Here is a 25,017-nt window from a genome sequence, read left to right on the forward strand (position 1 = left end):
GTGTCCGGCCGGGGCGGCTGGCGGCGAGCAACCGCGCCCCACGCCAGCGCCTGGCCCCGGCGCGAACACCGGCCGGGGCCCCCACGCCCCGCACCCCGCCCCTCAGGCACCACCTCCGAACCCCGTGCCCTAGGCTTGGACCGCTATGGACGACGACGGCATCGAGACAGACGCCTGGGCCGCCGATGAGGGCCCCGGGCCCGGCGCGCCCATCCCCGCCTCCGCCGCGTGGCGCGAGGGCGATCACCCTGGCAGACGCCTGTTCCTGAGCCTCGGCGACCTGCCGCTTGAGGCCGACCCGACCGGCGTCCTCCCGGATGCGGTCCTCGCCTACGAGACGTGGGGCGAGCTCAACGCCGCCAAGGACAACGCGGTCTACATCGCGCACGCTCTCACGGGCGACAGCCACGTGTTCGGCCCCGCCGAGCCCGGCCACCACACCGGTGGCTGGTGGAACGCGATGGTCGGTCCGGGCCGGCCGATCGACCCGGCGAAGCACTTCATCGTCTCCGCGAACGTGATCGGCGGCTGCCAGGGCAGCACCGGCCCCGCATCGCCGCACCCCGAGGACGGGATGCCGTGGGGCTCGCGCTTCCCGTACGTGACGATGCGCGACATGGTGAGCGCGGAGATCCTCCTGGCGAACCACCTCGGCGTCGACAAGTGGCGCCTCATGGCCGGGCCGTCGATGGGCGGCATGCGCGCGCTCGAGTGGGCCGCGATGGAGCCGCACCGCGTGGGCGCGATCTCGCCGGTGGGCTCGACGGGCGCGACGACCGCGGACCAGATCGCGTGGTCGACCTCGCAGATCGCCGCGATCCTCGCCGATCCGAAGTTCCGCGGCGGCGACTACTACGGTGCGGCCGACGGCGACGGGCCGCACGTGGGGATCGGCATCGCGCGCATGATCGCGCACACCACGTACCGCTCCGCGGGCGAGCTCAACGACCGCTTCGACCGCAACTACCAGGGAGATTCGGACCCGCTGGGCAAGGGCGGGCTGTTCGCGGTGCAGTCGTACCTCGAGCATCACGCGCGCAAGCTCGCGCGGCGCTTCGACGCGAACACCTACATCGCACTGGCGCGCGCGATCCAGTCCCACGACGTGGGTCGCGGCCGCGGCGGCGTGGAGACCGCCCTGGCGCGGTACACGGACAAGGCGCTCGTCATCGCGATCGACTCGGACCGCCTCTACCCGATGCAGAACTCGCAGCGGCTCGACGCGGCGCTGTCGGGCTCGGACGGCATCAAGGTGGTCCACTCCCCCGTCGGCCACGACGGCTTCCTCGTGGAGGCGGCGCAGATGATCGCCTTCATGGAGGAGTTCGAGCGCACGCTGTAGTCCGGCGCGCCTCGGTCATGGGGACGATGCTGGGGCAGGGACGATGCGACCCCCACCTCCCCTGCCCTCCCCACCCCCCGGTGACAGTTCGAACCAATCTGAATCCGCCACGCAGCGCGACACCCCGGCGAGTCCGCGACTCGCCGGGGTGCCGGCCGTGAGATTGGTTCAAACTGTCGGCGGAGGCGCCGCAGTCAGCGCGAACGCTCCAGTCAGCGCGTCACAGCTCCGTCAGCACCTTCTCGATGATCGCGAGGCCGGTCTCGGCCTCGTCCGCGGTGATGACGCACGGCGGGACCACGTGGATGCGGTTGTCGGCGATGAACGGCAGCAGGCCGTGCTCCATGAGCGACTTCTTGATGGCGCCCATGGTCGCGGCGGGCAGCGGCTCCTTCGTCTCGGCGTCAGCCACGAGCTCGATGGCCCAGAACACCCCGACGCCGCGCACCTCGCCGATCACATCCAGCCGCGACGCCATCGCGGACAGGCGCGGACCGATCACGGTCTCGCCGATCATCGCGGCGTTCTCGACGACGCCCTCGGTCTCCATCGCCTCGATGGTCGCGACGATCGACGCCATCGCGAGCGGGTGGCCCGAGTAGGTGAGCCCGCCGGGGAACACGCGGTCGTCGAACGTCTTCGCGACAGCCTCGGAGATCATCACGCCGCCGGCGGGAACGTAGCCGGAGTTGACGCCCTTGGCGAAGGTGATGAGGTCGGGCGTGATGCCGAAGTGCTCGTGCGCGAGCCACTTGCCGGTGCGGCCGAAGCCCGCCATGACCTCGTCGATGATGAGCATGATCCCGTAGCGCGACGCGATCTCGCGGGCGCCCTGCATGTAGGCGGCGGTCGGCATGATCACGCCGGCGGTGCCGGGGATCGCCTCGAGCAGGATCGCCGCGATGGACGACGGCCCCTCGGCGACCACGGTGCGCTCGAGGTGCTCGAGGGCGCGCGCGGCGTCCTCCTCGGCGGTGGTGGCCCAGAAGTTCGAGCGGTACGCGTAGGGCCCGAACACGTGCACGTGGCCAGTCGCGTACTCGTTGGGGATGCGGCGCCAGTCGCCGGTCGCGACGATGGCCGCGCCGGTGTTGCCGTGGTACGAGCGGTAGCGCGAGATCACCTTGTCGCGGCCGGTGTGGAGACGCGCCATGCGGATGGCGTTCTCGATCGCGTCGGCGCCGCCGTTGGTGAAGAAGATCTTGGTGAAGCCCTCGGGCGCGTGCTCGAGGATCTTCTGCGCGGCCTTGGCGCGGGCGTCGTTCGCGTACGCGGGGCCGATCGTGGCGAGGCGCGCGGCCTGCTCCTGGATCGCGGTGACGACGGCGGGGTGCTGGTAGCCGATGTTGACGTTGACGAGCTGGCTCGAGAAGTCCAGGTACTCCTTGCCGTCGAAGTCCCACACCTTCACCCCTGAGCCGCTCGCGATCGGGATGGGCGCGAGCGTCGCCTGCGCGGACCAGGAGTGGAAGACGGATCCGGTGTCGGCCGCGGAGATGGTCGCGTTGTCGCTGGGCTGGATGAAGGGCGACTGGGTCATGGAGTCCTCCTGGGCTGGGATTGCGGCGGGCCCCGCCAGGGCGCGCACGGGCTGGGCACATGGACGATGCGGTGGCGGGTGGGACGGACGATGTCCCGTGGTCGATCCTGCCGTCGTCGCCCGGGACGGGCGCTGGCGGATTCGTCGATCGGACTATCCTCAATTCATCAGTTCGGATAGACGGGGTCGCGCGCGCGACCGCGGGGACTCCCCGAGCGCGACGACCAGCACCCCGGAAGGAGGCGCGATGCCCACGACGCTCACCACGCTCCTTGAGGACCGCGACCTCGCCCTGAGCGTCCTCGTGCCCGGCGACCCCGCGCTCCACGACGCGCCCCTCGCGTGGGCCCACAGCTCGGACCTCGCGGACCCCACGCCCTGGCTCACCGAGGGTGGGCTGCTGCTCACCGACGGCGTGAGCTTCATGGAGTCGGCCACGCTGGCGGCGGTCGAGGAGTACGTGACGCGACTCCAGGACGCGGGCATCCTCGCGCTCGGCTTCGCGGTCGGGATCGCGCACGACTCGGTCCCGGAAGCCCTCATCACCGCGTGCGATCACGCCCGACTGCCGTTGCTCCAGGTGCCGCAGGCGACGCCGTTCATGCAGATCATCAGGCACGTCTCGGACGCGATCGCGAAGGACGACCGCGCGCGCCTCGAGGCGAGCCTGGACGCCCAGCGCGCCGTCGCCCGCGCCGCGCTGCGACCCGACGGCCTGCGCGCGATCCTCACCGAGCTCGAGCTGCGCCTCGGCACGTGGGTCGCGATGTTCGACTCGTCGGGCGAGCGCGTCGAGGTCGACACGCGCCGCGCGGTGCCCGCCGAGGCCGAGGGCCCGGTGACGGAGGCCGCGGCACGGCTGCTCGCGAAGGGCAGGCCGGGGTCGATGCGCCTGGACGATGCGGGCGTCACCGCGACCCTGGAGACGATCGGCCGCAGCAGTCCCCTGCGGGGCGTCCTGGCGGTCGGCGCGGCCAAGAGCCTGGACACCGCGGGCGCGGACCTGGTCTCGAGCGTGATCGCCCTCGCGGGCATCGCCCTCGAGCAGTCCCGCACGCTCGACGCGGCCAGGCGTCGGCTCCGCCTCGGGATCCTCGAGCTGCTGCGCTCGGGCACGTTCGACGTCGCCGACTCGACGGCCCGCGCGCTGTGGGGAGGCCTCCCCGTCGCCCCGCTCGTCGTGACGCTGGCCGAGCCCGGCGCCGACAGCGGCGGCCTGCTCGAGCAGCTCGGTGCGTTCGCGGAGCGCCACCACGGCCGCGTGTTCTTCGCGGAGTGGGAGGGACGCATCGTCATCGTGACCTCGCGCGGCGACGAGACGCTCGTCGTCCCGTTCCTCGAGCGATCCCAGGCGCGAGCGGGCACGTCCGGCCCGGTCGACTGGGACGCGCTGAACCGCGGCCTCGACGAGGCGAGCCGCGCGCTCGCCACCACGACGCCCGGCCGCACGATCGCCCGCTTCCCCGACCTCGCGACCCGCGGCCTGCTCACCTACCTGGAGGAATCGGGCGGCGAGGCGGTCGCGCATCGTCTGCTCGCACCCCTGCTCGCCGACCCGGACGATGCGCCGCTCATCGAGGCCGTCGGCGTCTGGCTCGAGCATCTGGGCCAGTGGGATCCGGCGGCCAGGGCGCTGGGCGTGCACCGGCAGACGCTGCGAAGCCGGGTCGGCACGGTGGGCCGCCGTCTGGGGCTGGACCTCGAGCGCATGGACGACCGTGCGGAGCTCTGGGCTGCGCTCACGCTCCTGCGCCGCACCCCACATTCCTCCTAGCGTTGCCCCCAGCCTTGCTCCGGGCCCCACATTCCCTTCAGTGCTGCCCCCAGCACGCGAAAACGCCCGCCGGCCGCGGCTGAGGCGCGGTCGGCGGGCGTCTTCCCCGCTGGTGCGAAAGGGATTCAGTCGGTCACGGGGAAGCCGAGGTTGATGCCACCGTGCGACGGGTCGAGCCAGCGCGTGGTGATCACCTTGAGGCGGGTGAAGAAGCGGATGCCCTCGGCGCCGTGGGCGCGCGAGTCGCCGAACAGCGAGGCCTTCCAGCCGCCGAAGGAGAACGTCGCGACGGGCACGGGGATCGGCACGTTGACGCCGACCATGCCGACCTCGATCTCGCGCTGGAAGCGTCGGGCGGCGCCGCCGTCGTTGGTGAAGATCGCGGTGCCGTTGCCGAAGGCGCCGGAGTTGATGAGCTCGACGCCCTCCTCGAAGGTGTCGACGCGCACGACGGACAGGACGGGACCGAAGATCTCCTCCTTGTACACGGACGAGGTGACGGGCACGTTGTCGATCAGGGTCGGGCCGAGCCAGAAGCCGTTCGGGTCACCATCGACGGAGATGCCGCGGCCGTCGACGACCACGTCAGCCCCGTCCTCGAGCGCGGCGGAGATGTACCCGGCGACCTTGTCGCGGTGGGCCTCGGTGACGAGCGGGCCCATGTCGCAGCCGCGTCGTCCATCGCCGACCCGGAGCCCAGCCATGCGCGAGGTGATCTTGGGGATGAGCTCGTCCGCGACGTCGCCCACGGCGACGACGACGGAGATCGCCATGCAGCGCTCGCCCGCGGAGCCGAAGCCCGCGTTGATCGCGGAGTCGGCGACGAGGTCGAGGTCGGCGTCGGGCAGGACCAGCATGTGGTTCTTGGCGCCGCCGAGGGCCTGTACGCGCTTGCCGTGCGCGGTGCCGGTCTCGTACACGTACTTGGCGATCGGGGTCGAGCCGACGAACGAGATCGCCTCGACGTCGGGGTGCGTGAGCAGGCCGTCGACCGCGACCTTGTCGCCGTGGAGCACGGTGAAGATGCCGTCGGGCAGGCCGGCCTCCTTCCACAGGGCGGCGAGCCAGTTGGCGGCGGTCGGGTCCTTCTCGGAGGGCTTGAGGATCACGGCGTTGCCGGCCGCGAGCGCGATCGGGAAGAACCACATGGGGACCATCGCGGGGAAGTTGAACGGCGAGATGATGCCGACCACGCCCAGCGGCGAGGGCACCGAGTGGACGTCCACGCCGGTCGAGACCTGCGAGGCGTGCTCGCCCTTGAGGTGCGCGCCGAGGCCGCACGCGAACTCGACGACCTCCTGGCCGCGCGCGATCTCACCGAGAGCGTCGTCGACGACCTTGCCGTGCTCGGCGGTGATGATCTCGGCGAGCTCGCCCTTGCGCTCGTTGAGCAGCTCGCGGAAGCGGAACATGATCGCGGTGCGGCGCGCGAGGGGCGTCTCGGCCCAGCCGGGGAAGGCGGCCTTGGCGGACGCGACGGCCGCGTCCACGTCCTCGGACGATGCGAGGGCCACGTTCTTGGTCGCGACGCCCAGGGCGGGGTCGTAGACGGGCGCGGTCCGGGACGATGCGCCGGGCGCCTCGGCGCCGGAGATCCAGTGGCCCAGGGTGGGCAGGGTGTCGGTCAAGGCGTCCTCCTCGATGCGGGTGGGGGCTGGTGCCGCAGTGGAGCGGCGTCCCTGCGCAACCTAGGCGACCACCCACCCGGGGGCAGTGGCGTGATTGCCGAATCCGGCATCGTCCCTTCACGGGACACGCGAATGACGATGCGCCTGCCCCCGGAATGCAGCGAAGCCCCGGACCGTCAGGCCCGGGGCTTCAGCGCGAGGACGACCGCGCGGGAGGATCAGCCGTCGAAGTCGGCGACCAGCGGTGTGTCCGAGGACTTGCCGATCCTGAAGGTCTTCTTGGTGGAGCCGCCCAGCGCATACTTCACGAAGTACGTGTTGCCGCGCTTGAGCGAGATCGAGTCGCTCGCGCTGCCGTTGAAGTCGCCGACCAGCGCGGTGTCCGACGCGTTGCCCATGCGGAAGCTCTTGGCGACGCCGCCGGTGAGCTTGTAGGTCACGAAGTACTTGTTGCCGCGCTTGAGGGCGATGGTGTCCTTCCCGTTGCCGTTGAAGTCGCCGGCGAGCGCGGTGTCGGAGGCCTTGCCGAGGCGGAAGCTGCGGGCGAACCCGTTGCCCTGCAGCTTGTTGTTGATGTAGTACCGGTTGCCGCGCTTGAGCGAGATGGTGTCGTCGCCGTCGCCGTCCCAGTCACCCACGATCGCGGTGTCGGAGGCCTTGCCCATGCGGAACACCTTCCAGGTGCCGACCCGGCCGAGCTTGCGGTAGATCAGGTACTTGTTGCCGCGCTTGATCGCGATCTCCTCGTCGCCGTCGCCGTCCCAGTCGCCGGTGAGGACCACGTCGGTGGACTTGCCGAGACGGAAGGTCTTGTGCGCCTTGCCGGTGCCGAGGTTGTTCTTGATGAGGAAGCGGTTGCCTCGGTTCAGCGAGATGGTCTCGATGCCGTCGGAGGCGACGGCCTTGGTGGCGCTCACCGGGGTCTTGGCGACGCCCGCGGCGGTGTCCGAGGTGTAGTCGCCAAAGACCTGAACGCCCCAGCTCACGCCGTACTTGTCGAGGTAGTAGCCGACGCCGATGTACTTGAAGCGCGGCTTCACGATGTTCTCGTAGTGGTGGGGCGAGTTCTCCCACTGGGTCGACAGCTGCGTCACCGGGTCGTTGTAGTACATGTTCCAGGCGACGTTCTCGCCCCACGCGTACCAGTTCGAGGGGATCTGGGTGCCGGTGTTGGGGTTGTGCCACAGCGGCACGGACGCGTAGGGGTCGGACTTGAGGTCGGACTCGTACTTCGCGGCCATGGTCCGCGCCCAGTTCTCGGCGACCGCATCGAGCTTCGCGGAGCGCTTGAGGGAGTTCAGGCCCACGCCCTTGCGGATGTCGTTGGTGAGGTCGATGATCCGACCCTCAGGATCCTTGTAGGTGACCTCCGCGTTCGCGGCCGGGGCGTGAACCACGGTGCCGGCGAGAAGAGCTGCGGCGATGAGGGCGGCGAGGACGACTCGGAGCTGAAGAACCATAGAGAGATACCTGAGGGATGCACCAGACCGGGTGCTGTTCGGATCGGTGGCATCCGTGCCCTCCGACACGTGCCCCTTCGTCCGCGGGGGGCGATGGTTCAGCACCTGTGAGCCATTCCACTTGCCCAAAACATGTCAAATAGGACGATGCGGTCGCGCGCTTCTCGCGCGCCGGGGCTTGCGGTCCAGGGACGATGCGTCACTTGCGTTTTCGCGGGACGTGCGCTTAGTCTGTGCGCATGTTCCGTCGAATGTGCCGCTGACCCGCGCACGTTCGGCGTGCGCCCACGAGGGCGCCGCTCGCGACCGAGGCTGAACCAGCCCGGCGAGCATCACTCCCCCTCAGGGCGCAAGAGCCCACGTGTCGCACCGCGCCCTCAGGGGTCGCGGACGGTCGGCGCGCTTGCACGCCCGACGGTCTGGACACCACTGCCTGAGGTCGCGGAGAAGCCCCCCTTCTCTTCTTCCGCACGAACTTCAGGAGCATCACCATGACGAACGACAACTGGGCCTTCGAGACCAAGCAGATCCACGCCGGCCAGACCCCCGACTCGGACACGGGCGCCCGCGCGCTGCCGATCTACCAGACCACCGCGTACGTCTTCCCGGACACGACCACCGCCGCGGCTCGTTTCGCGCTGTCCGACCTCGGCCCCATCTACACGCGCCTGGGCAACCCGACGCAGCAGGCGGTCGAGGACCGCATCAACGCGCTCGAGGGCGGCGTGGGCGCGCTGCTCGTCGCGTCGGGCTCGGCGGCCAACACGGTCGCGATCCAGAACATCGCCGAAGCCGGCGACCACATCGTCTCCTCTCCTTCTCTCTACGGCGGCACGTACAACCTGTTCCACCACACGCTGCCCAAGTGGGGCATCGAGGTGACGTTCGTCGAGAACCCCGACGACCCCGAGTCGTGGCGCAAGGCGGTCCGCCCGAACACGAAGGCGTTCTTCGGCGAGTCGATCTCGAACCCCAAGCAGGACCTGCTGGACATCGAGACGGTCGCGGGGATCGCGCACGAGGTCGGCGTGCCGCTGATCGTGGACAACACGGTCGCGTCGCCGTACCTGATCCAGCCGCTCAAGTGGGGCGCGGACATCGTCACGCACTCGGCGACCAAGTACCTGGGCGGGCACGGCACGGCGATCGGCGGCGTGATCGTGGACGGCGGCTCGTTCGACTTCGGCGCCTCGCCCGAGCGGTTCCCCAACTACAACACCCCCGACCCGAGCTACCACGGCCTGGTCTACGCCCGCGATCTGGGTGTCGGCTCGGCGTTCGGCGCGAACCTGTCCTTCATCCTCAAGGCGCGCGTGACGCTGCTGCGCGACACGGGCGCGGCGATCTCGCCGTTCAACGCGTTCCTCATCGCGCAGGGCATCGAGACGCTGTCGCTGCGCGTGGAGCGTCACGTCCAGAACGCGACCGAGGTCGCGGCGTTCCTGGAGGACAGGGACGATGTGGAGTCGGTCGCGTACTCGGGCCTCGCCTCGTCGCCGTGGCACGACCTGCAGCTCAAGTACTCGCCTCGCGGCGCCGGCTCGGTGCTGGCCTTCGAGATCGCGGGCGGCAAGGAGGCGGGACAGGCCTTCGTGGACGCGCTCGAACTGCACTCGCTCGTGGCGAACATCGGCGACGTCCGCTCGCTCGCGATCCACCCGGCCTCGACGACCCACTCGCAGCTCACGCCCGCCGAGCAGCTCTCCGCAGGTGTGACGCCGGGCGCGGTGCGCCTGTCGGTCGGCATCGAGAACATCACGGACATCCTCGCGGACCTGGAGACGGGCTTCGCGGCGGCGGCCGCGGTGCGCGAGGCGCAGGAGGCTGCCGAAGGCACCTCCACCCCGGCGGCCGTGTAATGGACGACGACTACTCGTCGTGGGTGCCCGACGCCGAGGTGGGCGAGGGGCTGCGGCCCCTGCCCGCCTCGGCGGCGTGGCTGCCCGGTGATGACCCGGGCCGCCGGCAGTTCCTCGACATCTACGGCCTCGAGCTCGAGGCGGACCCGCTGGGCTGGATCGACGTCACGTTCGCGTACGAGACGTGGGGCGAGCTCAACGAGGCGCGCGACAACGCCGTCTATGTGGCGCACGCCTTCACGGGGGACTCGCACGTGTCCGGCGCGGCGGGCGATGGCCACCTCACGGGCGGCTGGTGGAACGGGCTCGTGGGCCCGGGCAAGGCGATCGACACGGACCGCTACTTCGTCGTGTCCGCCAACGTGGTCGGCGGCTGCCAGGGCACGACCGGCCCCGCGCATCCGCATCCGGTGGACGAGCGGCCGTGGGGCTCGCGCTTCCCGTGGATCACGCTGCGCGACCAGGTGCACGCGGAGGCTCGCCTCGCGGATCACCTGGGGATCGACGCTTGGGCGCTCGTGATCGGCCCGTCGATGGGTGGGATGCGCGCGATTGAGTGGGCGGCGACGTTCCCCGAGCGCGTGCGCGCGATCGGGGCGATCGGCACCACCGCCGCGTCGACCGCGGAGCAGATCGCGTGGAATGCGGCGCAGACGGCGGCGATCCGGCTGGACCCGGCGTTCCGTGGCGGCGACTACTACGGCGCAGCCGAGGGCGCGGGGCCCTACCTGGGGCTTGGCGTGGCGCGCGCGATCGCGCACACGACGTATCGGTCGGAGGCTGAGCTGCAGGAGCGCTTCGGCAATCGCGCGCAGGTGGGTGATCCGCTCAGGCACGACGGCATGTTCGCGGTCGAGTCGTATCTCGATCACCACGCGGACAAGCTCGCGCGCCGCTTCGATGCGAACTCGTATCTGCGCATGATCCACGCCGTGAACACGCACGACGTGGGCCGCGACCGGGGCGGCCTCGAGGCGGCGCTGGCGGCGTATGAGGGTGAGGCGCTGGTGGTCGCGATCGACAGCGACCGCCTGTATCCGCTGTCCAACTCGGAGCGCCTTGCCGCCGCCCTACCGGGCGAGGTGGAGGTCACGGTGCTGCACAGCGACATCGGCCATGACGGCTTCCTCATCGATTCGACGGGCCTGAACGATGCGGTGGCGAGCCTGCTGGATCGGGTCGCGGCGCGGGTCTGACGCCCGCGCGAGTCACACCCCGGTGACGAGCCTCACTCCGGCGGCGACCTGTGTGAGCAGGTAGCCCGGCAGGTGGCCAACCGGGGTGTCGTCGAGGAACTCTCGGCTGACGGGGCCGATCTGGGAGACGTTCGCCACGGAGTCTCGGGGCAGCCCTGAGGCGGCGGCAGGGATGAAGGCGTTGCCGGGGAACGACTCGAGATCGGTGTTCGAGGTGAGCGGCACCACGAGCGCTGTGGCGATCTGCGTCGCGAGCAGCCAGTCCTCCTGGATCACGACCGCAGGGCGCCGTTTGGCAGGTTCAGACCCTCGCGGCTGGCCGAAGTCGACCCAGACGACGTCACCGCGGGCGATCACCAGACGGTTCCCTCGTGCTCGCCGCGCCCGCCACTCACCGCGCTCCCCTCGCGCCCGTCACCCGCGGCGCCGCCCTCGCGCCCGTCACTCACCGCGCCGCCCTCGCGCCCGTCACTCGCCGCGCCGTTGTCGAGACGCTCGAGACCTCCGGCGAGCAGCCTCTCGGACTCCGCGACGAACAGGCCGTCCCCCGAGGGCTGGCCCGCACGTGCGAGCGCGGCGTCGGCGAGCGCGGTCAGGTCGGAGGCTCCTTCGAGCTCGTCGGCGTATCGCCGTCCCGCCTCACGGAAGAACTCGGAGCGGTTCATCCCGTGGCGGGCGGCAACACGGTCGAGGCGTTCCAGGTCAGCGTCGGGCAGGGAGATCGCCGTCTTCATGCCGAGAGTATAACTAGTCATACCGCTCCGCGCGAGGGTCGTGCGCACGTCACTCATGCTGCGAGGTCCAGGGCTGCCCGGCCTCCGAGTCGGGGGGTGCGGGTGGCGTCGACGTGTCGCGGTGGGATGAGCCAGACCTGGTGGTCGCGGATCTCGATCCCCCAGCCATCGCGATGCACATCGTGGTGACAGGACGTGCACAACAACACGCCGTTGGCGACGTCGGTCGGGCCGGAGTCGCGGTCCCACCAGCGGATGTGATGGGTCTCGCACCAGTCGGGCGGGGCATGACACTTCGCGCAGCCTCCGTCGCGTTCGACCAGGTACATCGCCTGCGCCCGCGTGAAGAGCCGTCGCTTGCGTCCCCAGTCGAGGACCTCGCTCGCGCCTCCGAGGACGGCGGGGATCACCTCAGCATCCGCGGCGAGCTGACGCGCGGTCGCCACGGACACGGGAGTGTCCATGCCGTCGACGTCCGCCACGCCCTCACCTGCCTGAAGATCGGCAAGGGTCATGCGCACCACGACAGTGGTCTTCACGCCCGTGTGCGACGCCTCGCAGCCCGCACCATGACGGGCCAGGGCGACGAGCGCGTCGGCACGCATCTGCGCCGCGCTACGACGCTCGAAACCACGTCCACCTTCGAAACCCTCAGGGTCCGTCCCGGCACCGGCGAGCCCCCAATCCAGGACGCTCCCACCCGCACCGGAGCCGTCCGCTCCCAGGCCGTCCACCCCACCGCCCGCACCCGCACCTTGTGCCCCCTTGTCGCGCTGCTGGTGGAAGCCGGAGCGCACGTAGCCGTCCAGGAACGCCTTGATCGGGGCGGCCGACGCGGGATCGAGCACCGCAGTCAGCCTCCACGACCCGTCGGGCTTGGCCTTCAGCGTCGCCGAGCGCTGCTCACGCGCCCGATCCTCTTGTCTTTTGAGCTCGTCGGGCTTCACGCGTGCCTCGGCGGCCGCGATCATCCTCCTCACCTGCACCAACGGCAGGCCCTTCGCCTTCGCCACCGCATCACGTTCGAAGACCGCCAACTCCTCGTCGTCAAGAACCTCCGCGACACGCACCAGCGCCTGGCCGATCACGTCGCCAACCTCGACGGACAGCTCCATCCGACGCAAAGCCTCGGCAAGCACAGGAAACACGGGCCCGTCAGGCATGTCGGCTTCATCGCCGCCACACGCCTCACCCGAGGCCCCAGGCCCGGCGCCACCTTCGTCGTCCCCCTGCGCGCGCGCCCGCGCCGCCGCCTCCTCCGCCCGAGCCCGAGCCTCTTCCGCGCGACGAGCCTTCTCAGCATCGTCCATGACCTTGCCCACCCGGGCCTGACGCCCGGCCTCGGCCGTCGACCCACCGGACATCGACGCGACGAACCCCTCCGGAGAGCCGAACCCCTGCCCGCGAGCAAACCCGACACCCTCGTCAACATCGGAACGCCGGAACGTCTCAGCCACCAGACGCGAGGACTCGACATCGAGCTCGCGCCGCACCGCCCACAACTCCTCCTGCCGCACCAACAGCTCCCGCTCCGGCCACGACTCCACCCCATCGACGAGCACACGCAAGGCAGCCAACCCCGCCCGCACCTGGGCGACCGCCACGCCCATCTCGTCGTCTGAACTCATGGGAACAGTCCATCACGGGGGTGTGACAAATAGGACAAACGGGATGGAAGAGGGGGCGATTGTAGCCGCGCACGGCCTGTGGAAACCGGGCCAGCCGGCAGCGGACCGGCAACCGCCAGCCCGGCACAGCTCCCTACGGCAACCCGGCCCGGTCGAACTCCTGCTGCAGCCTCGGCCGGCGACGATGTTCCTCGCGCAACGAGGCGATGAAGTCGTCGACCTCAACACCAGGGGCGCCCCCGCCCGCAGCGGCGATCGCCCGCATCGTCCGGAGCCGGCGCGCCGCCTCCACGTAGTGCTGCGCGCCGGTGCTCTCGAGCGTCGCGGTCACGAGACGTCGGTGCACGGGCAGGGTCGCGAGCGCGTCGACCCTCTCGTACGCGGTAAGCAGGTCGCTCCACGTCCGCGCGTCCTCCAACTCCAGACTGTGCGCGAGGTGCCAGGCTCGCGACGCATCGTCCAGGTCGCGCAGGACGAACCCCACCGCCTCGCGCGGATCCCTCGACAGCGCCTCAATCACAGAAGCCTCGAGCGCCGCCCACTCCTCCCCCGCCACACGATGCAGCGCCGACGCCTCGCCCGACCCGGGCCACCGCGAGAAGCAGTGCTCGCGCGCGGCCAGAGCTTCTTCAGGACGATGCGTCTCCACCAGCGCGCACCAGTACCGGGACGCTGTGCGCGCCTGGTGTCCCAGGTCGAAGTCGGTCGCCTGCCGCGCCCAGTCGAGGGCGAGGTCGATCTCGCTGATCTCCTCGAACGCCTTGGCGGTGTCGACGTACCAGGCGGCGACGCGGCGGTCGCGGGCGTGGGTGCGGATGATGGCGTCGACGTCGTGGTCGAGCACGGCGAGACGACGGTCGTTCCAGTCGAGCGTCCAGCGCAGGCCAGCGGACGGACCGGACCAGAGGCTGTCGCCGACCACGGGAGGGAGCGCGTCCCGCACCTCCGCCAGCCAGTCCCGGTACAGCGCGATCCCGCGCGGCCCGAGCGCGGGCGCGTAGGCGACGACGTCGAGCTCGAAGTAGTCGACGTCGTCGTTCGTCTGGAAGGCCTTCATCCAGGCGACGAGACGCCCGGGCGGAACGCGCGCCTCGAACGCCGCGCGCGAATGCAGGTCGAGCAGCCGTCGGCAGGCGTCGCCGATGATGCCGGAGGAGTCGTCAGCGCGGGCGATCACCTTCAGCGCGGACGCGATCGCCTTGGTAGTGACGGCGTACACCTCAGCGGGGTCGGCGGCCCCGAACGCGTCCTCGAGCAGGTCCACGCCGTCGTGCATCTGCCGCCCATGCGCATTCGCCACCCCATAGCGCCACACCTCGGCGCGGGTGCGGATCAGCGGAAGGACGGAGTCGGCGAGCATGGTCACGGCGACAGTATGCAGCGCGCGACTGACAGCACGGAACGATCAGCGCAGCGCCGACGACGCAGAGCCGACGACGCACACCCCACCCCCGACCCCACCTACCTCGGTCGCTCGCCGATCTCGTCCCCGGCGAGCAGCCGCGAGACGTTCCACCGGATCTGCTCGGCCATCCCGGGCGACGCCCCGCGGGGCACCGGCACGGCATCGAGCGCCGACTCGACTCGCCGCAGCGTCTCGGCGACCACGTCGGCGGCTCGCGCGACCCGCATCACCTTCCAGCCCGCGACCTCGGCGAGCAGCGACTCGACGGACACCCGTCGGTGGTCGAACTCGCCGTCGATGGCGAGCGCCAGCTGCCACGAGATCAGCCCGTCCTGGAACAGGTTGGGCACGGCGTCGTAGACGGGCGCGAGCCCGGTCACAGCAGCACCGGTCACAGCAGCACCAGTCACAGAAGCACTGCTCGCAGAAGCACCGGCCACAGAAGCCCCAGCCGAATGCAGCAGCGCCACGTTCTTCGCGTGCGCGTCGTTGTCGCCGATCACGAGCCTGTAGACGATGTGTCGCACCCACTGCTCGAGCACGGAGGCCGCGGAGGGGAGCGCCGAGAGCGCTCCCGCGATGCGTGCGAGCGTGGCACGCGACGGGTCGTCGGGCCATGCGGGCTCCTGGAACTTGACGTCGGTGTTGCGCCAGTCGAGTCCCAGTGCCTGCGCGAGGTCCTCCTGGTGGTGGAGCACGACCTCGTTCCCGCGAACGGTGCGGTCGAATCGTTCGATCGCGAGAAACGTCACTCCCTCGACGGCGGCGACGGTGGAGTCGTAGGCGGAGAGCCCGAGCTGCCGGGCAAGCAGGTGGCTGTAGTGCTCGTCGTAGAGACGATGCGGCCGCGCCGGGACCTGCGGCTTGAGGATGTGGGTTGAATGGCCGGCGCCGTGGGGGGACGCCCACGCGTCGCCGAGCCGGGTCACGAGCACCTTGGGCTGATACCCCGGCAGGGTCGATCGTGAGTCGGTCGGGATCCCCTGGTCGCTGTCGACGAGCGCCTGGCGCAGGCGTGCGGCGAGCTCGGCATCAGAGAGGGGCGAGTAGTCGGACAGGGCCGAGCCGTCGGACGCGCCGGCGGCGCCCCCCGGAGGCACCAGCGTGAGCGCGCCTGCGATCGACCCGCCGAACTCGGTGAGGAGCGCGAACAGGTCCTCCTTGTCGATCCGCCGCTTGGCGGCCATGCGCGCGCGGTGGTTGCCCTCGGGCACGTAGCCGCCGAGGAAGTTGGAGACGGCGTCGGAGGGTGCACGGCCCGGCAGCGCGGCGAAGGATTCGCTCAGGACGATGCTCTGGCGGTAGTCGCGATCGACTGTCAGGTTCACGCGGGTGCGGTCGCGCGCGACGGGAGTCACGAGGCCGACGCGCTCGCCGTGGAGCCGGAGCTCCAGCTCAGACATCGTGGTCGGGGTAGTCGACGTCGATCGTGATCCCGAGTTCGTGGAGCACCCGGAACAGGCGGGTCGCGTAGGTGTTCGGCTGCCCCGACTCGAGCCCGATCATATAGTCGCGGGAGAAGCCGAGCCTGTCAGCAAGCTCGGCCTGACTCAGTCCGGATTCCTCGCGGGCGGCTCGGATCACCGCTGCGAGGTCTTGGGGCTTGCGCGCCGACAGCCGAGGCATCGTCTCTCCTTCGCCCGGGCCACCGACGCCCGATGTGGGAATATTCCCACATTAGCAGATGTGGGAAATTTCCCACAAGAGAGCATGTTGGGATATTCCGACAGCCGAAGCACGCAGCCCAGACCTCAGCCTGCCCCGCCAGCAGCTCACCGCCCGGCGAGCACCTGCGCCGCCACGACCCACACCCCGACGCCGCCCACGCCGACGATCACGTACGCCCACGCCACCCCCAGCGCCCGCCACAGGCCCGGCACGAGCCCCACCACCCACACGGTCGCGTACGTGCCGAGGATCACGAGCCCCAGGGACGCCCACCAGCGCAGGTCGTAGACGTGCCCCAGCAGCACCGCGAGCGCGATCCCCCCGGCAAGCGCGATCAGGACGCCGGCAAGCTCGGCGTGCCCGTCGACGGCGACGGGGGTGCGCAGGGGCGCGCGTTCCAAGCGGGCAGGCCCGACGCAGGCGCGGCACGGCACGGCGGTCTCGTCGAGCACAGTAGAAGGCAGGGGCGGCAGTCCTGGAGTCACCAGCCCGCTTCCCCCGCACGCGGCGCACACTCGATCCATCGAAGCCATGGTCCCCTCACCCGACTCGCCCTGCGATCGGCCTTCAGGGTAACCCCGGGACGCGTCAACCGCGCAGGCAGGGGTGAGAACGCAGAAGGAAGAGGGACGATGCGCCCCCTCCCTGGGCGGCTACTTCCCCTTCACCTTCGCAGTCGTCGTACGCACCGACGTCGCGCCGGTCGAGTAGGTCGCGTTGATGGTCGCGGTCACGGTCTCGTTCTTCACGTCCGCCAGGGACGATGCGGTCGCGAACCACAGGTTCGACAGCGACACCCCGCCCCACGCGCTCAGCGATCCGCCGGTGTAGACGAGCACCAGCGTCGCCACACCACTGGAGCGCGAGTAGCTCGCGAGCGTCCAGGGGTCGCTGGATCCGAGCCCGACGTTCCCCTGGATGCCCCAGGCCGCATCGTCCCCGGTCACGGGCACGGTGACGGTGAGCGTGAAGCCGGTCGCGACGGGAGACTCGTTGCCGTAGTTCTGGATGTACAGGCCGAGCGCCACGGCGGGGCGCGGCCCCACCCAGTACGAGTCCCAGTAGACGGCCGCAAGGTCGAGCGCTTGGACACCCAGCTTCGAGTCCAAGTCGAGGGACGCGGACGATGCGGCAGCCGGGATTCCCTTGGCGACGACGATCGCGGGGGCGGCCCAGGCCATGCCCTGCAGGGTCTGTCGTCGGGTCACTGTCAGCTCGTCGAGATGCACATCCACGGTGACCCCCTGGCCTTCCCGCCCCACGCGAGGCACTCAGTGCCTCAGGGTATCGACGGACCCGAGAGGGACGAAAGCGTTCAGAGCGTCCAACTCGGCCACAATTTCAGACATACCGAACAAACCGGCATGCGCGAGGTGTCAATTCGGCATCAACCAGGTACAACGTCCTAGATTGCGGCGGAGAGCCCGTAGGATCCCGAGCGGACATGGGGCGCCACCTCGGCGCCCCGTTCGCATGCGCCGACGGGCGTCATGCGCCAAGGCACGCGTCGACGGGCGCCGTGCACGATGGCACACACCAAGGGGAGAGGGTCCCATATGACCACGCACGCCAACACCACCGCCACCACTTCGGCCGCGACCACGCACCTGTCGCGCCGACGCATCATCCAGGGCGCGGCGTGGGCCGCTCCTGCGATCGTGCTCGCGACGGGCGTGCCGGCGGCGGCGACCTCGCACGTGACCGGGCAGTGCGACGCCGCGGCCTACGGCTCGACCCTGGCCCTCGCGCGCGGCTCGTGGACCGTCTCGCCGCAGATGCTGCGCCAGAACACCCTCACGAACCACAACCCGGAGACCGGCTGGACGCCGAACGTCTCGGGCGACGACACCACCGAGCACTCGGGCTACGCGCTGTCCAACGATGACGGCTTCCAGTCGATGGACGACAACACGCTCCACAGCAGCGCGAGCGACCCGACGAGCGCATGGATCACCGTCGTCGCGGAGTACATGTTCACGGCGACGGCGAAGACGAGCTACACGATCTCGTTCGACTCGCGCGTGGGCTACGGCAACGGCAACGCGAGCCAGAGCGCGCGCCAGAGCGCGGTCGTGTCAGTGAACGGCGAGGAGTTCAGCAAGTGGACGCTCGGGCACTACTCGAGCCCGCTTCCCGAGGGCAACCGCACCGACGCGGAGATGACCGCGATGGGCTACGAGCTCCAGGGCTCGTGGGACGGCGCGAAGAACCGCAGCTTCACGTTCGACCACACCGGCACGGACCAGGCTGTGATCACGGTGCGCTTCACGTTCACGATCGAGGGCATCTACCCCGACGGCAACAGCTCCAACATGCGCGACGTCACGGATGACATCTGGGTGAGCCGCCCGACGGTCAAGCAGGGCGACTGCCTGTAGGCCGGGCGCCGGCCCGTCACCGCGGCTACGCAGTCTTGCAGCTGAGATCCTTGGTCGGCATCGTGACCTTGCCGAGGTCGGTGTCGCTGTAGCCGTCGCACTGGACCTTGGTGACGTCCTTGCACTCGACCTTGAAGTCGACGTTGCAGCCGTCGGTCCCGCCGCTCGAGAGCTCCTGCGTTCCCGTGCTCGGCTTGATCTCGACCTGGCAGTCGTAGCCGCCGCCGGTCCTGGGCTGGGAGGTGGGCGTGCCGCAGTCCCAGCCGGCGGAGACGCCGGTGACGCAGTCGTCCTTGGGCTTGTCGTCACTCGTGAAGCACACCGTGATGCCGGTGACGCAGAAGTTCGCGTCATCGGAGCCGGGCGAGCGGGTGACGGTCGCGTCACAGTCGCGACGGCCCTTGTCGTCGCAGTCGCCCTTGCTGTAGGTGCCGTCGCAGTACGACGGATTGTCGCAGCCTGTCCTCCCTGAGCACGCGGCCGCGGGCGCCGCCGTGGCGACGAGCAGTGCGGGCGTGGCCCAGGCGATGCCCTGGAGAGTCCGGCGTCGGCTCAGCGTGGGTCCGTGCTTCGAGTCCATGCGAATTTCCATCCTCAGCAGTCGTGCGGCGCCCCCCAAGAGAACGCACAACTCCGCCCGTTTCGGGCGTCGCTCCTTCACCATACATAGAGATGGCAGAGCCTGCTAGGTGAGGAATTCGTCACATACCGGGACCAAGTACCCCTGAGCACGAAATTCGTTGCGGCGTGTCGCCGCGAATTCGCCCTCGAATGCGCTACGGGACCGTTACTTCGTGTAGGCGAGAGTGGTCGAGATCGACGCGGCGGTGCCAGACGTGGGGGTCGCGGTGCCGTTGACGACCACGGAGGTGTAGTCCTCGTACTTCGGCAGCTCCCAGTCGGCACTCACACTCGAGCCCTTGGCGACGGTGATGATGCCGCTTGCCGTGTTGGGCTTGAGGACGAGCACGCCGGGCGCGCCGTCCACGCCGAGCGTGGGGAAGGAGGTGCTCGCGGTGTCGAGCACCCAACCCGTGCCGACCGCGACGGCGTCCTGGGTGCCGCTGACCCACTTGGTCGCCGTGAAGGAGATGCGGATCTCATTGATCGCATAGACACCGTCGTAGGTGTCGTTGCTGCGGACGATGGTCGCGGTCGTCGCAGCCTTGGCGCCGTTGGTCGCGGAGGAGTTGTTGCCAAGGTTGCCCGAGTAGTAGCTGAGCGCGAGGTTGGGCGCGGTGTCGGGCGACGTCGCCGCCGCCGGCACTGCCGTCGCGACGACGATCGCGGGGGCGGCCCACGCGGCGGTCTGGATGATGCGGCGACGCGAGAGCGTCGGTCCAGCGTTGACGGTCGTGGAAAGCGCGTCGGCCACGAGAAGTCCCCTCAGACTCAGTTCGCGGGCGTCTCCGGGTTGACGCCTGCAGAAGGCAAACCTAGGTCCTTGTGACGCAAATCACAAGGCTGTGATTCATTCCCAGATTGCCAACGGAACAAAGCGCCCAATCGCGCCGGATCAGGCGGCTCGCAGAACGCCGTGATCGAGCAGTTCTCGCACCAAATCGGACACGAGCGCGATCGGATCCGCCTCGGGAGGAGCCCCGAAATCGGCGACCAGCGAGTCGGCCAGAGAAGCCACGGACGCGCCGGACCGGGCATACGAGACAAGCGCCGACGCGAGCTCCGACAGCAGCACGACCTCGGAGCCGACGAGCGCGAGCATCTCGCCGTCGCGCACGAGCGCGTCGTCGTACGAGGCGACGACCATGGACGATGCGTCAAGCGGCCCGGTCACGCGGCGCCCCACAGCTCGGGCATGACGGTCAGGACCGTGGAGGCCTCGCGGTACGACAGCCGGGTGAGGCCGCCGACGGAGTCGACGGTGTCGGACAGGGTGTGGAGCATGCGGGACAGGCGCGGCAGGTAGGAGGTCTGCTCGGCGAGCTCGGCGATGCCCCGCAGGTGCGGCACGTCCTCGAGCACGGGAGAGACGGGCCCGTCGGGCCGCCGGTCCAGCAGCACGAGCCGCGACAGCCGCAGGTCGGCTGGCGGCACCGCCAGGTCCAGCGAGTCGGGACTCCACTGGAGCTTGATGCCCTGGTGGGACTCGGTGATGACGGACAGCGGCTTGGGGTAGGCGTAGACGCGGTCGCCGGCGATCGCGAGCGTCTCGTCGGTCACGTAGCCGTGGTGGGCGCCGAGAACGCGCGACAGCGTGGTCTTGCCCGTGCCCGACGGCGCGATGAACCCGATGACGTCTCCGTCGCGCGAGGCGACCGCGGCGGCGTGCAGCATGACGAAGTTGCCGGCGTGCCGGTCGATCGCGCGCACGGTCACGGCGCTGGACAGGTGGTGGAGCGCCTGGGGCACGTCTGCGAAGGCGAGCGCTCCCCTGGCGCGCGCCTCGGCGAGCGCCTGCGGGTCGGGGTCGACGCAGACCTCGATCTCGGCGTCGTTGTCCCGCCCGGACGGGACGATGCAGCGGCTCCACACGCGCAGGACCTCGCGTGAGAGGTCGTCGCGTCCCGCGCCGGAGCAGGTGATACCGATGCGGGTGCCGAAGGCGTCGAGGACGCAGGACGATGCGTGGGGCGCCCGGGCGGTGACGTCGCGGTCCACCAGGGCGGACCAGCGTTCCGCGGCGTCGTGGACGCCTGCGGCGATCCACTCCCCCGCGGCGTCGGCCTCGGCGTCGGAGGTCCACGCGGTGAGCTCGAGCTCGACCGGCACGGGGTGGACGGCGCGGTTGCGGGCGAGGATCAGCGGGTGCTCGTGCAGGGGCGCGGCGAGCTCGACCACGTCGCCGTAGAGGCTCTTGAGCTCGGCCCACGTGAACACGCGGCGGGCCGCGCGCGGGTGCCTGCGCGCCACCTCGTCGCGTTCGGCGGCGGTGGGGGCGAGGAGGAGGTCGGCGGCGCCCACGAGCTGGGCGCTGAGGGAGCGGGCGACGAAGCCGTCGGCGTTGCCGCCGTGCGCGACGATGAGCCGCGCGGCGGTGTCGGTGATCCGCGCGCCGTCGACGGCGTCGAGCCCGGCGGAGGTGACGCGGATCTGGTCGGCGGGGATGCCGTGCTCGGCGAGCGCGCGTCGCAGGAGCCGTTCGGAGACGGGCGCACGGCCGGTGTCGTGCGTGTCGACGATGAGGATCCGGAACGCGGACTGGGGCCGTGCGGGCATGAGGACTACTTGGCGCCCTTCTTGTCGGTCGCCTCGGCGGGCGTGGGCGCGGACGGGGCCGACTGGGGTGCCTTCGACGCGCGAGACGTGTACTCGTGGCCGTAGCCGTAGAGCTTGGCCTCGGGCCCCTTGCGGTTGACGCCGTCCAGGATGACGCCGAGCGCGCGGCCCTTGACGCGGTCCAGGTTGCCGAGCGAGCGGTCGAGGATGTCGGTGGTGGTCTTGCCCGAGCGGGCGACGACGAGCGCGCCGTCGGTGCGTGCGGTGAGGATCGCAGCGTCCGTCACCGGGATCAGCGGTGGCGTGTCGATGAGGACCAGCGCGTCCTCGGGGAACGAGTACAGCAGCGAGTGCATGGCCTCGGAGCCGAGCAGCTCGGACGGGTTGGGCGGGATGGTGCCGGCGGCCATGATCCACAGGTGGCCGGAGTGTCCGGAGACCTGGAGCACGTCGCTCGCCGTCACCTCGCCCACGAGCACCTGGGTGAGTCCCGCGCCCTCGACCAGGCCGAGGCGCGTGGCGACGGTGGGACGGCGCAGGTCGGCGTCGATGAGGACCACGTTGCGGCCGGTCTCGGCGACGGCCTGGGCCAGCAGGATGGCGGTCGTGGACTTGCCGTCGCCGGGCAGGGAGGACGTGACGACGACGACGCGCGGCGGGTTGTCTACGTCCATGAAGGCGAGGTTGGTGCGCAGCTCGCGGACGGCCTCTGCGGTGACCTGACCGAGGTCCTCGACGTTCCACCCCTGCTTGGAGAAGGCGGTGTCGAGCGGGATGGCGCCGACGACGGCGAGGTCGAACTCGCGCTCCACATCACGCGGCACCTTGAGGCGCTTGTCGAGCGTCGCGCGCACGAGCGCGTAGGCCACGCCGAGCGCGAGGCCGACGAGCAGCCCGAGCGCGAGGTTGAGCTTCGTGTTCGGCGAGGACGGGGAGCCCGGGAGGGAGGCACTGTCGAGCGTCTCGAGCGAGACGACGGTCTCGGAGCCGTCGACGGTCTCGATCTCCTCGACCACCTGAGCCATGCCGGTGATCCAGGCCTCGGCGAGCTCCTGCGCCTCCTCCGGGGAGGAGCCGGTCGCGGTCACGCTGAGTGTGGCGGTGTCGGTGGGGTTGGTGACGCTCACGCGGGAGACCAGGGAGTCGGCGTTGCCCTCGTAGCCCATCTCCTCAGCGGCGATCGCGGCGACCTTGCGGGACTCGGCGATGTCGACGTAGGAGAGGACGCGGGACTTGGCGTAGTTGTCACCGACGAGCGCGTCGCCTAGGGAGGTGGAGCCTCCGGTGGTGACGATGGCGGAGCCGGAGGAGGTGTAGACCTTGGGCTGGGTCTCGGTCCACGCGAACGATGCGGCGGCGGCGAGCAGGGTGATGAAGGTGATCACCAGCCAGTGCGCACGAAAGATCCGCAGGTAGTCCTCAAGCTCCATCGATCTGCCCCTCCAGGCTGGCGCATCACACCAATAGTCTGGGTCAGTCTAGGTGCGGCTCAGTGTCTTCCTTGTTATCGGCATCTTCCACGAGTCCCAAAGCGAGGAGCTCCTCGAGGAACGCACGGACGTCGGTTGCGATCTGCTCACGGGGGGCACCGAACTGCTCGACAAGCTCGTCGACGATCTGCGCCTCGTCGCGCGTGCCGTCGATGCGCGTCCAGATCTCGAAGGAGGGCCCCTCAAAGACGTAGGGCGACTGCTGCTCATTGAGCCGCGCGAGGTTGAGCACGACGGTGTAGTCCTCGTGCGCGACCTCGGCGAGGTCGGGGTGGCGCCTCACCACGGGTTCTCGCCGTTGACAAGGGCGGTGTCGTCCTTGCCGGCCTTCATGTAGCGGTAGCCACGGATGAGGTTCTTGACAGAGCGGAAGCCCCTCCCTAGCCGAGCCCGGCGTGCGCGCGATATGGACGACGAAGAGCCCTGAGCATCGGGCTCGTCGAGGGCGAACTCCGACGGGCTGCGCCAGATGTACTCCCTGAGCAACCGGAGCCGATCCCGCCAACCGGCGTGCCGCATCGCGTTGGCGATCTGCCCTGCTCGCCCTCCCCCACTAGCGGAGCGAAGTCTCCACTCGTCAAGTGCAGGGTCGACGCCGGGGCCCGTGCTCGGCGGCAAGCCATCGTTCCGGTTCACGAAGATGGGCCGGGCCGTGTCCGCGGCACCTAGTTTGGCCGCGAGCGCGACAAGGTCGCGATAGTCCGCATCGGAGAGCTCGGGGACGATGCGCTCGGCAAGCGCGAGCGTCTCGTCCCGATGCCGCGCCACCTGCGACGGCGATCGCAGCCCGTGCAGCCCAGCGATCAAGATGGACGATGCGCGGTCGGTGATCTCCACCGGCTGCCCGGCGATCTCGAGAGCCTCACGCCGTTGCCACAGCTCCTCGAACACCTCGCCCGCGTCCTTGAGGAATCCGGGGAACATCACGTGAACGTCGATGTCGCAGGGCCACTGCTTTGAGATCACGGTGACCGAATGCAGCACGAGACTGTCCGTCAGCCTGGACACGTGACGCTCCGCCCATCCGACTTCCTTGAGCGCTTCGAGCATCTCATCGAACCGCGCGGGCTCGATGAGCACGTCGGCATCAGCGCTCACGCGGGGTGGGCGAAGCCCATAATGGCCGGCGGCAGGGCCCTTGACCGTGAGCGCACGTATGCCTCGCTTTTCAGCGACGCGGCTGACGAGCACGTGGGCAAGCAGCGACGCGTCCGCCTGAGAAAGGCTCTTGAGCGTCGTATCGCTGGTCACGTTCGCAGGCTACCGGCAGCCCGACCCCACGAACGTCAGGCAGTTCCGATACTCAGATAGGCGGGGAGCGACTCGCGCCAATCGCGTGGGACGAAGCCGGCGGCCTGGATCTCGCTCAAATCCAACGTCGAGAAGGCGGGTCGCGGCGCGATCACCTTGTCGGAGCCGGCGAAGTACTCCTCGGTGGTCACCGGAGTGACGTCGGCGGGGTCCGAGCCAACGGCCGCGTAGACCGCCTTGGCGACATCCGCCCACGATGCGGGCTCGCCGGACCCGGTGACGTTGTACGTGCCGTACGGAGCGCCCGACTCGACGAGGTGTCGTATCGCACGCGCAAGGTCGGTGGTGAAGGTCAGGCGGCCGACCTGGTCGTCCACGACCTTCGGCGCGATACCACGCTCAGCGAGCGACGCCATCGTGCGCACGAAGTTGTTGCCTTCACCGATGACCCAGGAGGTGCGGAGGATGTAGTGCCTCGGCGCGGTTG

24 protein-coding genes are annotated in these 25,017 nt (G+C 70.0%); 5 read left to right on the plus strand and 19 right to left on the minus strand.

Translation table 11 applies throughout. The annotated features are described in order from the left end of the window. Positions 1 to 145 precede the first annotated feature (145 nt). On the plus strand, positions 146 to 1,342 hold the full coding sequence (gene metX / locus AOP78_RS10055; RefSeq protein WP_083980007.1) for a homoserine O-acetyltransferase MetX: 1,197 nt from the start codon (positions 146 to 148) through the stop codon (positions 1,340 to 1,342). A 220-nt stretch (positions 1,343 to 1,562) separates the two neighbouring features. Here metX (AOP78_RS10055) and AOP78_RS10060 read toward each other — a convergent pair whose 3' ends face one another. Beyond that, positions 1,563 to 2,882, minus strand: coding sequence for an aspartate aminotransferase family protein (locus AOP78_RS10060; protein WP_083980008.1), 1,320 nt, complete (start codon positions 2,880 to 2,882; stop codon positions 1,563 to 1,565). A gap of 247 nt (positions 2,883 to 3,129) precedes the next feature. Between AOP78_RS10060 and AOP78_RS10065 the strand changes: the two genes are divergently transcribed. Then, positions 3,130 to 4,656, plus strand: coding sequence for a PucR family transcriptional regulator (locus tag AOP78_RS10065; protein ID WP_062203826.1), 1,527 nt, complete (start codon positions 3,130 to 3,132; stop codon positions 4,654 to 4,656). 125 nt (positions 4,657 to 4,781) lie between these two features. Here the strand turns inward: AOP78_RS10065 and AOP78_RS10070 are convergent, their stop codons facing one another. Together AOP78_RS10070 and AOP78_RS10075 are read right to left on the minus strand one after the other, a co-directional pair. Then, complete coding sequence (locus AOP78_RS10070) at positions 4,782 to 6,284, minus strand: CoA-acylating methylmalonate-semialdehyde dehydrogenase (protein ID WP_062203829.1); 1,503 nt, start codon at positions 6,282 to 6,284, stop codon at positions 4,782 to 4,784. A gap of 218 nt (positions 6,285 to 6,502) precedes the next feature. Then, entirely contained in the window at positions 6,503 to 7,744 is a 1,242-nt protein-coding gene (locus AOP78_RS10075; protein ID WP_062203832.1) for a CAP domain-containing protein, read from the minus strand. Between the two features lie 491 nt (positions 7,745 to 8,235). Here AOP78_RS10075 and AOP78_RS10080 point away from each other — a divergent pair, with 491 nt between their 5' ends. Beyond that, positions 8,236 to 9,603 (plus strand): bifunctional o-acetylhomoserine/o-acetylserine sulfhydrylase, encoded by a 1,368-nt coding sequence (locus AOP78_RS10080; RefSeq protein WP_062203835.1) that lies wholly within the window; start codon positions 8,236 to 8,238, stop codon positions 9,601 to 9,603. Beyond that, positions 9,603 to 10,799, plus strand: coding sequence for a homoserine O-acetyltransferase MetX (metX, locus tag AOP78_RS10085; protein ID WP_062203838.1), 1,197 nt, complete (start codon positions 9,603 to 9,605; stop codon positions 10,797 to 10,799). Before AOP78_RS10080 ends, metX (AOP78_RS10085) begins: the two co-directional genes overlap by 1 nt. Positions 10,800 to 10,811: 12 nt before the next feature. Here metX (AOP78_RS10085) and AOP78_RS10090 read toward each other — a convergent pair whose 3' ends face one another. The 8 genes from AOP78_RS10090 to AOP78_RS10125 all read right to left on the minus strand — a co-directional run bounded on the left by AOP78_RS10090 (position 10,812) and on the right by AOP78_RS10125 (position 17,442). Continuing rightward, a complete protein-coding gene (locus tag AOP78_RS10090; protein WP_062203841.1) occupies positions 10,812 to 11,156 on the minus strand; it encodes a type II toxin-antitoxin system PemK/MazF family toxin in 345 nt (114 codons plus the stop codon). Then, on the minus strand, positions 11,153 to 11,533 hold the full coding sequence (locus tag AOP78_RS14765; protein WP_083980010.1) for a ribbon-helix-helix domain-containing protein: 381 nt from the start codon (positions 11,531 to 11,533) through the stop codon (positions 11,153 to 11,155). Before AOP78_RS14765 ends, AOP78_RS10090 begins: the two co-directional genes overlap by 4 nt. A 53-nt stretch (positions 11,534 to 11,586) precedes the next feature. Then, positions 11,587 to 13,161: an HNH endonuclease gene (locus AOP78_RS10100; RefSeq protein ID WP_062203844.1), complete on the minus strand. Its 1,575-nt coding sequence runs from the start codon at positions 13,159 to 13,161 to the stop codon at positions 11,587 to 11,589. Between the two features lie 133 nt (positions 13,162 to 13,294). Next, a complete protein-coding gene (locus AOP78_RS10105) occupies positions 13,295 to 14,521 on the minus strand; it encodes a DUF6880 family protein (protein WP_174442387.1) in 1,227 nt (408 codons plus the stop codon). Between the two features lie 101 nt (positions 14,522 to 14,622). Next, positions 14,623 to 15,969, minus strand: coding sequence for a type II toxin-antitoxin system HipA family toxin (locus AOP78_RS10110; RefSeq protein ID WP_062203847.1), 1,347 nt, complete (start codon positions 15,967 to 15,969; stop codon positions 14,623 to 14,625). Then, a complete protein-coding gene (locus AOP78_RS10115; protein WP_062203850.1) occupies positions 15,962 to 16,192 on the minus strand; it encodes a helix-turn-helix domain-containing protein in 231 nt (76 codons plus the stop codon). The genes AOP78_RS10110 and AOP78_RS10115 overlap by 8 nt, the downstream gene beginning before the upstream one ends. A 146-nt stretch (positions 16,193 to 16,338) precedes the next feature. Then, positions 16,339 to 16,635, minus strand: a complete 297-nt coding sequence (locus tag AOP78_RS10120; protein ID WP_152659494.1) for a hypothetical protein — start codon at positions 16,633 to 16,635, stop codon at positions 16,339 to 16,341. Positions 16,636 to 16,887: 252 nt separating this feature from the next. Continuing rightward, positions 16,888 to 17,442, minus strand: a complete 555-nt coding sequence (locus AOP78_RS10125) for a hypothetical protein (RefSeq protein WP_152659495.1) — start codon at positions 17,440 to 17,442, stop codon at positions 16,888 to 16,890. Between the two features lie 348 nt (positions 17,443 to 17,790). Between AOP78_RS10125 and AOP78_RS10130 the strand changes: the two genes are divergently transcribed. Next, positions 17,791 to 18,612, plus strand: coding sequence for a hypothetical protein (locus tag AOP78_RS10130; protein ID WP_062203858.1), 822 nt, complete (start codon positions 17,791 to 17,793; stop codon positions 18,610 to 18,612). 25 nt (positions 18,613 to 18,637) lie between these two features. Here the strand turns inward: AOP78_RS10130 and AOP78_RS10135 are convergent, their stop codons facing one another. The 8 genes from AOP78_RS10135 to AOP78_RS10170 form a co-directional block, all read right to left on the minus strand. Continuing rightward, positions 18,638 to 19,192 carry a hypothetical protein gene (locus AOP78_RS10135; RefSeq protein ID WP_062203861.1) on the minus strand — a complete coding sequence of 185 codons (555 nt, stop codon included), beginning with the start codon at positions 19,190 to 19,192 and terminating at the stop codon, positions 18,638 to 18,640. 207 nt (positions 19,193 to 19,399) lie between these two features. Beyond that, positions 19,400 to 19,987 (minus strand): hypothetical protein, encoded by a 588-nt coding sequence (locus AOP78_RS10140; protein WP_062203865.1) that lies wholly within the window; start codon positions 19,985 to 19,987, stop codon positions 19,400 to 19,402. 141 nt (positions 19,988 to 20,128) lie between these two features. Continuing rightward, positions 20,129 to 20,407, minus strand: a complete 279-nt coding sequence (locus AOP78_RS10145) for a hypothetical protein (RefSeq protein ID WP_152659496.1) — start codon at positions 20,405 to 20,407, stop codon at positions 20,129 to 20,131. Further along, complete coding sequence (locus AOP78_RS10150; RefSeq protein ID WP_062203871.1) at positions 20,404 to 21,789, minus strand: arsenate reductase/protein-tyrosine-phosphatase family protein; 1,386 nt, start codon at positions 21,787 to 21,789, stop codon at positions 20,404 to 20,406. The genes AOP78_RS10145 and AOP78_RS10150 overlap by 4 nt, the downstream gene beginning before the upstream one ends. 5 nt (positions 21,790 to 21,794) lie before the next feature. Next, positions 21,795 to 23,219 (minus strand): tyrosine-protein kinase domain-containing protein, encoded by a 1,425-nt coding sequence (locus AOP78_RS10155; RefSeq protein ID WP_062203874.1) that lies wholly within the window; start codon positions 23,217 to 23,219, stop codon positions 21,795 to 21,797. Between the two features lie 43 nt (positions 23,220 to 23,262). Further along, a complete protein-coding gene (locus tag AOP78_RS15045; RefSeq protein ID WP_201774777.1) occupies positions 23,263 to 23,562 on the minus strand; it encodes a PqqD family protein in 300 nt (99 codons plus the stop codon). Then, the gene (locus AOP78_RS10165; RefSeq protein WP_439645036.1) at positions 23,559 to 24,377 is read right to left on the minus strand and encodes a hypothetical protein; all 819 of its coding nucleotides are present in this window, start codon (positions 24,375 to 24,377) and stop codon (positions 23,559 to 23,561) included. The genes AOP78_RS15045 and AOP78_RS10165 overlap by 4 nt, the downstream gene beginning before the upstream one ends. Positions 24,378 to 24,565: 188 nt before the next feature. Then, positions 24,566 to 25,017, minus strand: a 452-nt coding sequence (locus tag AOP78_RS10170; RefSeq protein WP_152659497.1) for an SDR family oxidoreductase, incomplete at its 5' end; no start/stop codon positions are given.

Source organism: Demequina salsinemoris (genome assembly GCF_000974805.1).
Taxonomy (GTDB): Bacteria; Actinomycetota; Actinomycetes; order Actinomycetales; family Demequinaceae; genus Demequina; species Demequina salsinemoris.